The 12,435-nt window shown below is 38.5% G+C and carries 18 protein-coding genes; 6 read left to right on the plus strand and 12 right to left on the minus strand.

Annotation, left to right across the window (positions count from 1 at the left end; translation table 11 throughout):
• Positions 1 to 429, plus strand: a complete 429-nt coding sequence (locus tag CRI88_RS04470) for a GNAT family N-acetyltransferase (protein WP_101966426.1) — start codon at positions 1 to 3, stop codon at positions 427 to 429.
• 126 nt (positions 430 to 555) lie between these two features.
• Here the strand turns inward: CRI88_RS04470 and CRI88_RS04475 are convergent, their stop codons facing one another.
• The 6 genes from CRI88_RS04475 to CRI88_RS04500 form a co-directional block, all read right to left on the minus strand.
• Complete coding sequence (locus CRI88_RS04475; protein ID WP_036126630.1) at positions 556 to 804, minus strand: stage VI sporulation protein F; 249 nt, start codon at positions 802 to 804, stop codon at positions 556 to 558.
• Between the two features lie 127 nt (positions 805 to 931).
• Complete coding sequence (locus CRI88_RS04480) at positions 932 to 1,105, minus strand: YjcZ family sporulation protein (RefSeq protein WP_080717135.1); 174 nt, start codon at positions 1,103 to 1,105, stop codon at positions 932 to 934.
• 65 nt (positions 1,106 to 1,170) lie between these two features.
• Positions 1,171 to 1,530 (minus strand): stage V sporulation protein AE, encoded by a 360-nt coding sequence (gene spoVAE / locus CRI88_RS04485; protein WP_170829916.1) that lies wholly within the window; start codon positions 1,528 to 1,530, stop codon positions 1,171 to 1,173.
• A 16-nt stretch (positions 1,531 to 1,546) separates the two neighbouring features.
• Positions 1,547 to 2,542: a stage V sporulation protein AD gene (locus tag CRI88_RS04490; protein ID WP_036126636.1), complete on the minus strand. Its 996-nt coding sequence runs from the start codon at positions 2,540 to 2,542 to the stop codon at positions 1,547 to 1,549.
• Entirely contained in the window at positions 2,536 to 2,991 is a 456-nt protein-coding gene (spoVAC, locus tag CRI88_RS04495; RefSeq protein ID WP_101966427.1) for a stage V sporulation protein AC, read from the minus strand. Before spoVAC ends, CRI88_RS04490 begins: the two co-directional genes overlap by 7 nt.
• Complete coding sequence (locus CRI88_RS04500) at positions 2,992 to 3,450, minus strand: YhcN/YlaJ family sporulation lipoprotein (RefSeq protein ID WP_231745077.1); 459 nt, start codon at positions 3,448 to 3,450, stop codon at positions 2,992 to 2,994.
• A gap of 81 nt (positions 3,451 to 3,531) precedes the next feature.
• Here CRI88_RS04500 and CRI88_RS04505 point away from each other — a divergent pair, with 81 nt between their 5' ends.
• Positions 3,532 to 4,056, plus strand: coding sequence for a CotY/CotZ family spore coat protein (locus tag CRI88_RS04505; RefSeq protein ID WP_008174263.1), 525 nt, complete (start codon positions 3,532 to 3,534; stop codon positions 4,054 to 4,056).
• 65 nt (positions 4,057 to 4,121) lie between these two features.
• Here the strand turns inward: CRI88_RS04505 and CRI88_RS04510 are convergent, their stop codons facing one another.
• The 6 genes from CRI88_RS04510 to CRI88_RS04535 form a co-directional block, all read right to left on the minus strand.
• Positions 4,122 to 4,523, minus strand: a complete 402-nt coding sequence (locus CRI88_RS04510; protein WP_230593938.1) for a hypothetical protein — start codon at positions 4,521 to 4,523, stop codon at positions 4,122 to 4,124.
• 53 nt (positions 4,524 to 4,576) lie between these two features.
• Positions 4,577 to 5,953, minus strand: a complete 1,377-nt coding sequence (gene mgtE, locus CRI88_RS04515; protein ID WP_036126643.1) for a magnesium transporter — start codon at positions 5,951 to 5,953, stop codon at positions 4,577 to 4,579.
• 298 nt (positions 5,954 to 6,251) lie between these two features.
• Positions 6,252 to 7,148: an RluA family pseudouridine synthase gene (locus CRI88_RS04520; protein WP_058844601.1), complete on the minus strand. Its 897-nt coding sequence runs from the start codon at positions 7,146 to 7,148 to the stop codon at positions 6,252 to 6,254.
• A gap of 1 nt (position 7,149) precedes the next feature.
• Positions 7,150 to 7,944: an NAD kinase gene (locus tag CRI88_RS04525; RefSeq protein ID WP_036126648.1), complete on the minus strand. Its 795-nt coding sequence runs from the start codon at positions 7,942 to 7,944 to the stop codon at positions 7,150 to 7,152.
• Positions 7,941 to 8,612, minus strand: coding sequence for a GTP diphosphokinase (locus CRI88_RS04530; protein ID WP_036126650.1), 672 nt, complete (start codon positions 8,610 to 8,612; stop codon positions 7,941 to 7,943). Before CRI88_RS04530 ends, CRI88_RS04525 begins: the two co-directional genes overlap by 4 nt.
• Positions 8,613 to 8,668: 56 nt before the next feature.
• A complete protein-coding gene (locus CRI88_RS04535) occupies positions 8,669 to 9,052 on the minus strand; it encodes a UPF0738 family protein (RefSeq protein ID WP_036126652.1) in 384 nt (127 codons plus the stop codon).
• Between the two features lie 126 nt (positions 9,053 to 9,178).
• Between CRI88_RS04535 and CRI88_RS04540 the strand changes: the two genes are divergently transcribed.
• From CRI88_RS04540 to CRI88_RS04555, 4 genes are all read left to right on the plus strand, one after another.
• Positions 9,179 to 9,766, plus strand: coding sequence for a CYTH domain-containing protein (locus tag CRI88_RS04540; protein WP_036126653.1), 588 nt, complete (start codon positions 9,179 to 9,181; stop codon positions 9,764 to 9,766).
• A 28-nt stretch (positions 9,767 to 9,794) separates the two neighbouring features.
• Entirely contained in the window at positions 9,795 to 10,577 is a 783-nt protein-coding gene (locus tag CRI88_RS04545) for a lytic transglycosylase domain-containing protein (RefSeq protein ID WP_036126656.1), read from the plus strand.
• 456 nt (positions 10,578 to 11,033) lie between these two features.
• Positions 11,034 to 11,441, plus strand: a complete 408-nt coding sequence (locus CRI88_RS04550) for a globin domain-containing protein (protein WP_004227447.1) — start codon at positions 11,034 to 11,036, stop codon at positions 11,439 to 11,441.
• A complete protein-coding gene (locus CRI88_RS04555) occupies positions 11,434 to 12,246 on the plus strand; it encodes a DsbA family protein (RefSeq protein WP_036126658.1) in 813 nt (270 codons plus the stop codon). The genes CRI88_RS04550 and CRI88_RS04555 overlap by 8 nt, the downstream gene beginning before the upstream one ends.
• Positions 12,247 to 12,435: the final 189 nt, after the last annotated feature.

Raw genomic sequence — 12,435 nt, forward strand, 5'->3', positions numbered from 1 at the left:
TTGTATCAGGTGAAAATTGTTGAAACAAAGCAAGAACACGATGATGCCTTTGCTATTCGGCAAAAGGTATTTGTTGAAGAGCAGGGTGTTCCGCTTCATCTAGAATGTGATGCTGAGGATGCCACTGCAACACATTTCATTATGTATGATAACGTTGAACCAGTAGGAGCAGCACGTTTACGTAGTATTGACGGCACAACAGCTAAAATTGAACGTGTTTGTATTTTACAATCTCAGCGTGGTAAAAAATTAGGAGCTTTAATGATGAAGGAAATGGAGAAGCATGCCATTTCTATCAACAAGGAAATATTAAAATTGCATGCACAAAGCTATGCCATTCCCTTCTACGAAAAGCTTGGATTTACAGTTACCTCTCCTGAATTTATGGATGCAGGTATTCCACATCGTGCTATGGAGAAAAAAATGTAATCAAAGGGTGTTACGATATGCATTGCGCATTGTCGTAACACCCTTTTTAAATAGACACGAATTCGCTTGCCACCATTTATCTACTCCATCGTAACAAGCTACATTGCCAAGTAGATATGCCATACGCTACTTCATCATTCTAGTGATTTTATCTAAATCTAGTGATGCGCCATCTTGAATAATAGATTGTACAAGTTTATCTTCCAACTCTTGCGTAATCGATCTGTTAGAAATTTTAGCTACACGTCTTACAATTTTTCTTACTTGTTTTTCACTGGTAAAATCCGCATGTTGAATGGCATTGGCTAATGCGAAGATTTCATCCATCGATACACCTGTTTTTTGCTCAATCGAATTAAAAAACGAGCGATGCATGTTTTCCCTCCTATCATTAAAACTCAAATTGACCTTGCGTCTTGCACGAAACATTTCGCAAATGGTGGAGGCCTTAACCTTATTTAGATAGTCCTAAATAGAAGCTAAAGCCTTTATGTTCATCAAATTAGATGTAAGTAGCGCCAACAATAATTAATAGAATGAATAGGACAACAATTAGAACAAACGTAGAACCATAGCCATAGTTGTTGCCGCCTCCAGAGTAACCTCCGCAATAGCTATTGTTCCACCCACCAACATTATTTCCATAAGGTTGTGAGGACCAGCCTTGATATCCCATAAAAGCACCCCTCCCTTCTACAACCTATAATATGTTTCGGTTGTAAAAATGGGAGGGGTATTCGTCTAGTCAATATTTCCTTTTGGTTTAAAAATTAATGCACCGATAAAGCCAAATACGATAGCAGCACTGATCCCTGAGCTTGTTACTTCGAACATGCCTGTTAATACGCCAACAAGTCCATGCTTTTCTGCTTCCGCCAATGCCCCATGAGTTAATGAATTCCCGAAGGATGTAATGGGTACTGTAGCTCCTGCTCCAGCAAAATTGATTAGTGGCTCATATAAACCCATACCATCCAATACGGCACCGAGGACAACCAACGTACTTAGTGTGTGTCCCGGTGTTAAATTGCCAACATCCATTAATAATTGGCCTATGACGCAAATAATGCCTCCAATAATAAATGCAAATACAAATGTCATAACCATGGTTTTTGCCTCATTTCATTGTAATTTCTATCGCATGTGCCGTACATGGAATCGTCTCGCCTTGTTGATAGGATAGCGGCGATAATAATGCCCCTGTTGCCACAAGTAATACTCGTTTATAACTCCCTGCGCGCATTTGTTGAATAACATAACTAAAAAAAACAGCCGCCGAACAGCCTGCTCCACTTGCACCAGATTGGAATGCTTCATCCTGTCCATAAAATTCGGCACCTGCATCACGTAATAACGTTAGCTCTTCATTCTTCACACCATTTTCCACAAGCATTCCTTTCAACAGCTTTAATCCAAGCTGACCTAAATCACCCGTTAAAATTAAATCATAATGATAAATTTTTTGGTTTCTTTGCTGTAGGTGAGATTGAATCGTTTGAAAGGCGGCTGGTGCCATCGCTGCACCCATATGGAAAGGATCATCCATGCCATAGTCAACTGACTTGCCTATCGTTGCTGCTTCTATAGAAGGATACTCCTCACGATGCTTTCCAATAAGGGCATAGCCTGCAGCTGTCACAGTCCATTGTGCAGTTTGAGGTTTTTGAGCACCATAATTGATGGGATAACGAAATTGACGTTCAATGGAATTATGCTGACTTGAGGCACCAGCTAATGAAAAATTAGCCACACCTAACTCTGTTAATAGGCATGCAATAATGGCAGAGGATACAGATGTTGCACAAGCCGAAAATAATCCAATAAAGGGGATTTCTAAATCTCTAGCTGCAAAATTGGTCGGTGTCATTTGATTAACCAAATCCCCACCCATTAAATAATCAATATCTCCGTTTTGTATTCCCAATTTTTTCATAGCAAATTCACAGGCCTCTTCGATCATTTTGCGATGCCCCTGTTCATTTGTTTTCATCTGCCATCGTTCATCATCATAGACCGAGTCAAAATACTGACTAAAAATACTGCGATTCTCCAATGGGCCAGCTACTACTCCACCAGCTAAAAGAGATGGTTTCGATTGAAAAACGATTACCATGAAACCACTCCTATCGTCACAAGGATATATTTAATGAGAGCAACGAAAAATGCAGATACTACTCCAAATAATACAACTGACCCTGCCAATTTAAATAAATTGCCACCGACGCCCAGTACCAACCCTTCTGACCGATGTTCGATAGCCGCAGAAATAACGGCATTACCAAAGCCTGTTACTGGAACTGCTGAGCCTGCTCCAGCAAATTGACCAATTTTTTTATAAAGGCCCAAGCCTGTTAAAATCATGGCAAAGGATACCATTGTGGCAACAGTTGGATTTCCTGCTGTTGCTTCCGTAAAATTGAAAAAAATAATATAAAAAAGGGACACAGCTTGACCAATTGCACAAATCAGTCCACCAACAAAGAATGCCTTAGCTATATTCTTTAAATAAGGGGGCTTTGGTGTAACATATTGCTCTAACTGTTGGTATTGTTCTTTTTCCATTTATGTCTGCTCCTTTGCAAGCTCTTTTAGTTTTGTAATTTTATCGCTCAATTTATTATCTTCAATCTGATCCTTTTTTATTTTATTGGCTTCATAAAAAATTTTATAATCAGCTGAGACAAATACATCTTTGTTTGGATATTTCTCATCAAATTTCTTTTGCAATTTTTTCTCTAGCTTAGTCTTTTTCCACTTTTCCCATGGTTTGATTTGTACTGCAACAAGCATACTATCGTCATATTGGATAACCGTTGATCGTTCAACATAGTCTTCTTCTTTTATAAGGGCTTCGACTTCACTTTCATTTTGTGGCGACCCATAGACAATAAATTTTTCTTTTTCAGCACAACCATTTAACAGCGATAAAACGACTAAGAGAGGTAATGTCATTCCTAGTAGCCTCAAATGTTTTCCCCTCCTTTTCTTTACAGTTTCTCCACACATAAAAAAACTATTCATTCGAAGATATATACGAAAGCCCGAGTCCATTTTTCAAAAGTACATATTGTAGAAGTAGTAACAAGGAAAGGAGGTGACAATATGGGTTGTGGTAAGCCAACAAATCCTATTGGACCAATCCATTCAGCAGGCTGCGTTTGTGACGTAGTTCGCGCTATTTTAGATATTCAAAATCAAGCGGTGCGAGATGAGTGTTCTCCATGTACAGCGAACTGTTTCTTAGAACCACTAGGCGGAATTGTTAGTCCTGCACGCTCTCAAGCAGATACACGTGTATTCATGTTAATTACAAAAGATGGTACTCCTTTCAAAGCATTCTTTAACTCTCCAACAGCAGATCCTTGTATTTGTACATCCGTATTCTTCCGTGTAGAAGATATGTTTGATGAGTGCTGTGCAACTTTACGTGTTTTAGAGCCATTATGTACATTTGACTCTAGTGAAAGTACAGTAGACTTATTAAGTCGTGACGGCTGTTGCGTAAACATGAAGAAAATCTGTAAAGTAGATGACTGGAACTCAACAGATAGCTGTATTACTGTAGATTTATCTTGTTTCTGCGCTGTACAATGTATCGCTGATGTTGACTTAGGGATTTGTGATTAATTTCTTTCACCTTTGACACACACACATAAAAAAAAGTGTACAGCATCCTCTGCTGTACACTTTTTTTATAATGTTGGCAATTTTCTTCCACGCCACAGTATTTGTTGTATCTCTTCAAAATGAATGATTTCCTGTGTTTTTAATTCTAATGACGTTAGCATTAAAGAATCACTCTGTACTTCTGAGGCAGTTCCAGTTAATTTTCTACCATCTTTTAAGCAAACTAATAATGGCTGATAGGCCCTCTGACGAAATGGCTTTTCTAAAAATTGAAGTTGTTTTAGTAAGTACGGATCTATTTGTACATCTTCTACGATATCTTCTTTCCCATCAACTGTTTGCTCATCGAAAATGTTGTCCCTTACATATACGGATGTACTTTCATCCAAATCAAGTTCATGTAACGCCTTAGAAATATTTAAAAAATATGATGGTGATTTTATAAACAAGCGTGGCTCTCGATCCACTTTACTCACTTCCCTTTTTTCCATACAATATGCGAAAGTAAGTAAATTGGTTCTTAGCCTATTTGACTTAAGAAAACTGTCGCTAATCCTAAGTAAATTAAAATACTTGTTATATCATTTAAAGTTGTAATAAAAGGTCCTGATGCCACAGCAGGGTCTATTTTTAGTCGATGCATTAACAACGGAATAAAGGAACCCGCTAATGTCGCGACTAAAATAGAACCACAAAGTGCTGCTCCTACTAACATTCCTAAAACAAGTTCATGTTTCCAGAAATAAACAATGCCAATAACGATTAATCCACAAACAACGCCTGACATTAAGCCTGTACCTGCTTCACGTAGTAGTAACTTGAATTTACTATGTTCTTCCACGTCTCCTGTTGCAATACCTCTGATCGCCACGGCTAATGCTTGTGTTCCACTATTCCCTGATGTTCCTGAAATAAGTGGAATAAAGACAGCTAGTAAGGCTACCTTATCTAAAGTATCTTCAAATTGCCCCATTAAATTGGCTGTCAGCATACCTAAAAACAGTAGTACCACTAACCAAGGTAAACGTTTTTTAGCTGCTTGGAAAGGTGTTACATCAAACTTATCCATATCCGAAATACCGGCTAATTTTGAGTAATCCTCAGAAGCCTCTTCATCAATAACATCAATAATATCATCGACCGTGATAATACCGAGCAGTTCCCCTTTATCATCAATAACAGGTGTCGCTAAAAAATTATAGTCCTTCATAATTTGTGCGACTTCCTCTTGGTCATCATTTGCATGTACCATCACAACACGTTCATTCATAATGGATCGAATACGTGTATCCTCGTCAGCAATGATTAAATCTCGTAGTGATATAACACCTGTCAAACGGTGTTCTTCATCCACCACGAAAATATAATAAACAGTCTCTGCATCTGGTGCTTCTTTACGCAAAATGGCCATTGCTGAACGCACTGTTGAATTTTCTGGTATAGCAACGTATTCAGTTGTCATAATAGAACCGGCTGTATATTCATCGTAGCTTAATAGCTCATTAATTTCTTCAGCCGTTTCCTCATCCATCATTTCCAAATAGCTTTCACGCTGTGCCAAATCCAGCTCATTTAAGACATCTGCCGCATCATCAGCATACATATGCGAAAGCATTTCTGCCCCATATGAAGGATCCATTTCAGCTAGGTACGCTTTATATTCATCATCTTCGATATCGATTGCCTGAAAAATATCAGCCATTTCTGTCGGAGACAAGAACGAATAGATGATCTTCCTTATATCAGGTTCCACCTTTTCGTAAAACGTTGCCTGATCATATGGATGAAGTTCTAAAAACTCATCACGGAATGCATCAATATTATGTGCTTCGAGCATTCCTCGTAGATGTGCCTCATCAAATTGCACATCATCCTTTTCATTTCTTTCCTCTATCATGCTTGTCCCCTCCTTCCGAGCTTTCAATCATCTTTACGGGCAATGCCGTAAAATCTACCTTCTATATAATAGAGTGTATTATACCTTTTCTGCAAACCCTTTTTTAAGTTATCCATCAGAGTCGGTGTACAGATTTTTATAAAATTCGATTTTAAGCGTAAAATCATGACGATTTCTATTTTACTATACATTAATTTTATAAAGTCGGTGTAAAGATACTTCCTATACACTGTTATTACATCAAAAATGATAAGGAGATGCCCGTTTGTGCGAACATCTCCTTTCTATCAGTCAAAGACTACTTCAATAATCTCTGCATGTCTTCATTTAACATACTTGTAAAGTGTAATGGCCTACCAGTCAGTGGATGCTCCATACTTAAGGAGACACAGTGTAGTGCTTGTCGATCAATCAAATGACGGCTTCCACCATAAAGGTCATCCCCAACAAGTGGATGCCCAAGGTACGCCATGTGTACGCGAATTTGATGTGTACGTCCTGTATGCAATTGCAATCGTACATATGTCACTGGTTCAGCATCAAGTAAAAACCGCTTTAGCACGGTTACATCTGTATGTGCATATTGCCCATCTTCTCGTACTTCTCTTTCAATAATACTCGTCACTTTACGCCCTATAGGAGCCACAATGGATTGAAAATTTTGTTCGACATGGCCATGCACAATCGCCTCATATTGCCTTGAAATGTTTCTACTACGCTGAGCAAGCCCTGTTAAATGATGAATGTGCGCATGCTTGGCAATACAGAGTAAGCCTGATGTATCTCGATCTAACCTTGTGACTATGTGGGCTGTGGAAGCTAATCCTTGTTGCTCAAAATAGCCACAAACTAAATTTGCAATGCTTTTGGTTGGATGCTCTCTTGAGGGAATTGTACTCTGGTGAGCTGGTTTATCAAGCACTAAGATTGCATCATCCTCAAATACGATGGTTAAATCACCATGCTCAATAGCAAGACCGTCACTTCTTTCCTCAGGAGGAAATGTCACTCCCACACAGTCACCCTCTTGAAGGACATGTCTCACATTACGTTCGACACCATTGACTGTTAATAAGCCACCATCAAACTTAATGGCGGTTAAGGCTTTCTTGGATATACGCCATTCCTGAAGGGCTTCTCGTAATAATTGCCCCTCTTTATCAGCCACAAAGTGCAATGTAAACCTTGTATCCATATTATTCATTAGCGACGAAAGATTCATGCACGCGCTCCCAAAATGGGAATGGTCGGAAACGGGCAAAACGTACTTTTTCATTTGCTACATTAAATGCAATAGCCTTGACATCACCTTGTGTAATTTGCAAGTGATCAACGGTCATATTAAAGTTCTGTTCATTTACCGGACGTAACACACAATGATGGTGTGCTGGTAATATTAATGGTGATCCTACTGTTCTGAAAACACGATTATTAATGGATGCAATTTCAGTGACTTGTAGTGCCGCTAATGTAGGATGGATAATTGCCCCACCAAGTGCTTTATTATAAGCCGTACTACCAGAAGGCGTTGATACACATAGACCATCTCCACGGAAACGCTCAAATTGATTGCCGTTCAGCTCGACATCCATAACAAGTGTTACATCTGGCGATTTGATTGTTGCTTCATTTAACGCTAGGTACGTATTCGAATCGGCATTGTGATGCTCTACTTTTACTTCTAAAAGTGGATACTCCACAACATTAAAGTCTTTTTTAGCAATGGATAAAACTAATTTTTCTAATTCAGATGGCTTCCAATCCGCATAAAACCCTAAATGCCCCGTATGAATACCAACGAATGCTACTTGGTCTAACAAATGAGAATATCGATGAAAGGCATGCAAAAGCGTGCCGTCTCCTCCAATAGAAACAACGATTTCGGGTGTTTCCTCATCATAAGTTAAGCCAAAATCCTGTAAATAAGTTTTAGCTAGCTCCATTAGCTCGTTAGATTGTGCATCTCTACGTGATTGAATCGAAAATTTCATTGGGCGTCACGCTCCTTCTCTGTTAGTAAATTAGGATTCGATGCTTCTTTGTATTCGCTAAAGTAGGCCTGTGCCTCTTGAATTTCACTACGAATCAATGACATTTCCTCATCCAATCGAAATGCTGCCTCTGCTGCACTTTGTAAACGATTTTTAATTTCCTCTGGGAACATGCCCTTATATTTATAATTTAAAGAGTGCTCAATAGATGCCCAGAAATTCATGGCTAGTGTTCGAATTTGGATTTCGGCTAACACTACTTTTTTTCCTTGAATCGTTTCAACAGGATATTCCACGATCATATGGTAGGAGCGGTAACCACTTGGCTTATTATGTGTAATATAATCGCGTTCTTCCACTACACGCATATCTTTACGCTGACGAATAAGCTCTGTTACGGTTGCGATATCATCAACAAATTGACACATAATCCGAAGCCCGGCGATATCACCAAGTTCATCACCAAGTTGTTTAGAGGGCTCAAAAGCTAATCCTTTTTCTAATGTTTTATCATATATACTTGCTAAAGGCTTAACACGTCCTGTTACAAATTCAATTGGTGAATTGGCATTAACAATACCAAATTGAGAACGCATGCCTTTTAATTTTACTTTTAACTCGTCTACTGCTTGTTTATAAGGACTTAAAAATATTTCCCATTGTCCCATTGTAAAAACCTCCCGACATTCGGTATCGAACACCACCGTCTGTTCGTTTTGTCTTTCTATTCAGCAAGAATTGCCTGAAAGTGTTGTTCCACGGTTTGGACAAATTCTGCCCCGTAATTGTAATTTCCTTCAATATTATACACGAGCATTTCCAATTCATCGTAGAAATTTGTCAGCTCAATCTCTTCTTCACCTATTCGTAGTATTGGATCTTTCTTTTTTTGTAAAATATGTACAAGATTCTCCCAACTACTCGGTGGAAAACGCAAGTAATGATAGTCTTCGCCTGCATCAAGTAAATAAATAAATGCAAACTCATCTGAATCTGCAATGAGTTGTCCAGCAGGTTTTAACTGTAAATTTACTTCATTGTCGTTTAAACTAAAATGAAGTTGATCTTGTTCAAAATTCGATGTTTCTATTGTATAAATTTTACGCACTGCGGTTCCCCTTTTCGTTGTACTCTTCCTCTTATTTTATCACACAGGGTAAATAGTTGCAGTGTGTAAATACTAAATCAAGCGAAACAACGAATGAAAAATAAAAAATTAAATAGGTGAATATAAATGACACAAGAAATTGAAATTGAGTTTAAAAATCTATTAACAAAACAACAATACGAGCAATTGTTACAAGACTTCCACATTAGCCAAAATGCTATTCATCGACAAGTAAATCATTATTTTGACACGCCTACACAGGCCATTCGTCAACTGCAAAGCGGGCTGCGAATTAGACAAATTGGTGATTATTACGAATGTACACTCAAAGAGAAAAATACCGAGCATGCTCATCTTGAAACAACAGATGAATTAACTGCAGTACAGGCACAGCAAATGCTTGATGGTAAAGGCTTTTTTGCTCAAGAAGTAGCAAAAAAATTAGCCAGCCACAGTATTCCTTTAGAACAATTACAAGTATTTGGCTCACTCACTACAGATCGTGTCGAAATTCCTTATAAAGAGGGGCTTCTTGTTTTTGACCATTCTTACTATTTGCAGTGCGACGATTATGAGGTAGAATATGAAGCAAAAGATGCAATAAAAGGAAATACAATTTTCGACGAATTTTTACAGCAATACGGAATTAAAAAACAGGCTACAGATAAAAAAATAGCCCGCTTTATGAAAGCTCTACAAGCACAAAATTCATAATAGTATAAAAAGGAAGGTGACTGACTCCTTGGATATTCAATCACTAAAATCTTTACTAGAAATTCAAGCATTGCAAACACTTGGAGCTACCGAAAATGCATCAACAAACAATCTGACAGACAATAATTCTATTTTTTCTGACATGATTAATGAATTATTAGGAGAAGCATCGACAGCAAGCAATGCCAAATTGTCTAGCTTATTTGCTTCTGGAACAGCAAATCATTCAGATTTCGTCAATCAGCTGACAATGTTAGCCAATAATTCAGAAGGCAGCTCACTCGAATCATTGCTTTATCAAGGCTCTAATGCTGTGTTTATCCCTGAATCTGTCAAACAAGCTTTAGCAAACAACTATACTGGCACAAAGCTTGATTCTTATGTTTCAGATGATGTTATAGGCTCTACAGCGTACGCCAATTCACTAACAGGAGCCAATCAATATGCCGCTATTATCGAAAAAGCTGCCGCTACTTATCAGGTACCCGAAAAGCTTATTGCGGCTGTCATCAAGCAAGAATCTAATTTTAATCCAACTGTAGTGAGTCATGCAGGAGCGCAGGGCTTAATGCAATTAATGCCCACAACAGCACAATATTTAGGCGTGACAAACGCTTTTGATCCAGAGCAAAACATTATGGCTGGGGCAAAATATTTGCGTCAAATGCTAGATAAATTTAATAATGACCCTACACTAGCTTTAGCAGCCTACAATGCTGGCGCGTCTCGCGTTACGAAATATGGAGGGATTCCTCCTTTCAAAGAAACACAGAATTATGTCAAAAAAGTGATGAATTACTACACAGTGTAATCGCATCTTTCCTTTTATCCATACTTTTTCCAACAAATTTCACCCATTGTGGTGAAATTTGTGCTATTTTAGCGAACAACAATTCGAAAGAGCTCTTTGTTTGTGTTAACGAAAAGACGTTGATAGAATGAAGGTAGTCACAAGAAATTCACATTTTGAGGATGACAAGTATATCAATAACGCTTCGGCTTAATTGCCGCTAACGATGTGTCTAGATTTTTCCGAGCAGAAAAGTAGAAGTTAGCCTAAGAAAGTCACGTCCTGTGACAACGGTTAATGTACAGATCTCTTTATAAACCTGTGACATCTGCCGGAGGGCTCTGTGGCAACACTTTCATTGCCACAGGCGTAGCACTTTTTGACGGTGTTCTAGATTCAGCAGTCGTTTGAACACTTGCTGAATGCGATAAAATGATACTTTAAGATATAAAGAAGAATTAAAGGAGCATATAACCTATGAGTCGAAAATACACTGTTCCTTATGAGGAGCTGGGAGCTGAAAAACTGTCAGAACTCATTCACGCGTTCTATAAAAGAGTGGCTCAGCATCCTGATCTTATTCCAATCTTTCCAAAGGATTTAACAGAGACAGCCCGTAAGCAAATTCAATTTCAAACACAGTATTTAGGTGGACCAAATCTCTTTACTGAGGAACATGGACATCCAATGATGCGTGCACGTCACATGAATTTTCCGATTACACCTGACCGTGCTCAAGCTTGGCTAGAGTGTATGTCAGAAGCAATGGATGAGGTAGGTTTGGAAGGGAAGTTCCGTGAAACTTATTATCAACGTTTAGTATTAACAGCTCATCACATGGTTAATACGCCAAATGACGATGAGGGGGAATTGTTACGTGAATAATATTCAAATGTTGCTGCAAGAGCCAACGCCGACGATTTCTACTGCCAACAAGCCTATTGAATTGTATATTTTCGTAGATCCACTTTGCCCTGAAGCTTTCAGTATGCAAGCAACTCTTCGTAAATTACAGCTTGAATACAACCACTATTTCACGTGGCGCTTTGTTCTAAGCACAGAGCTTACTTCTTTAAATTGCTTAAGTAAACGTGTCAAAGGTTGTATCTCGGGAGTCGAACTTGATATTAATCACCCTGTCTTACCTTCAATTGCTATTAAAGCAGCCGAACTACAGGGAAAACGTGCAGGTGCACGCTATTTGTCGAAACTACAAGAATATGTATTACTAAACCACCAAGATGTAAACTCCTATGCAACGCTTTTAAAAATTGCAGAGGATGTTCAACTAGACATGAATGAATTCACTGTCGACTTTGGCTCAAAGGAAGCAGCACGAGCTTTCCAATGCGATTTATATATTAAACGTGAAATGGAAGTTGACGAAGTCCCTAGTATCGTGTTTTTCAATGAATGTATTGAAGATGAAGGACTAAAAGTCAGCGGTAGCTATTCCTATGAAGTTTATGAACATATTTTACAAGAAATGCTGAACGAACAGCTTGTCCGTCAGCCATTACCATCAATAGAGGACTTATTTTCTAAATTCCATACACTTTCTACAAATGAAATAGCTTTTATCTATTCATTTACAGAGCAAGCAGCAGAGCGTGAATTAAAGAAACGCATGCTACAACAAAAAATCGAACGAATCCAGACAACTCACGCTACGTTATGGCGTCTTAAATAATACAAGAAACGACAGGGACTCCAATCTTTCATGATGGAGTCCTTTTCATGTTGTTGAAAAAAGGTCATGTCAATAGCAATAATACACCTTTTCACAAAGCCTGGGATAGATTTCCGTTCCGCCAGCGTCCGAGTCACTTCACCCACTGCGTTCGTCCCAAGGTATCAGTTGTGATGCTAATCCCCTAGG

This window comes from Lysinibacillus fusiformis (assembly GCF_002845985.1).
Classification (GTDB): domain Bacteria; phylum Bacillota; class Bacilli; order Bacillales_A; family Planococcaceae; genus Lysinibacillus; species Lysinibacillus fusiformis_D.